At 47.8% G+C, this 728-nt stretch carries 1 protein-coding gene; it reads left to right on the top strand.

Translation table 11 applies throughout. The features are described 5' to 3' along the window. A partial coding sequence (locus R7093_RS25375; protein ID WP_318147040.1) for an NAD(P)/FAD-dependent oxidoreductase occupies positions 1–728 on the top strand: 728 nt, incomplete at both ends.

Here is a 728-nt window from a genome sequence, read left to right as displayed (position 1 = left end):
CGGTGTTTGAGACTCGCGCCTTAGACGAGCTTTTCCCAGATTGGAAGGAAATGGGAGCGCCCGTTTCAGCCCCCGTTCAACATGATGATTTTCTCTATCTAACAACGGAGCTTAATCATATACGTGTGCCCCACTTCCTCACGCCTAAACCCATGCATAATGACGAAAACAATCACGTTATTAGCCTTGCTAATCTTTGTCGCTGGCTTGCTACTCAAGCTGAGCAACTTGGCGTTGAAGTTTTTCCTGGTTTTGCCGCTGCGAGCATTCACTACGATGAATCAGGTGCCGTTACTGGTATCACCACCAACGATATGGGGCTGGATAAAAACGGACAAGAGAAAGCCAATTTCGAACCGGGCATTGAACTTAAAGCCAAATACACGCTGTTTGCTGAAGGGTGCCGTGGGCATTTAGGAAAAGAGCTCATTCGTCATTTCGATTTGGATGCGGGCAAACAACCTCAGCATTACGCATTAGGCTTGAAAGAGATTTGGGAACTGCCGGCTGATGCGAAAGATTTTACAGGCAACGTCATCCACTCCGCCGGTTGGCCATTGAGCGAAACCAACACAACTGGTGGTGGATTCCTCTATCACATGGAAAACCGCCAAATTGCGGTTGGGTTGATTGTCGATCTTAACTATCGCAATCCCCACTTGAGCCCATTCGATGAGTTTCAGCGCTTTAAACACCACCCTGCAATCAAACAATACCTAAAAGGGGCA

It is taken from the genome of Vibrio sp. 1580 (assembly GCF_033340055.1).
The sequence above is the reverse complement of the archived record's forward strand: the minus strand, read 5'-3'. Positions and strand labels throughout refer to the sequence as shown.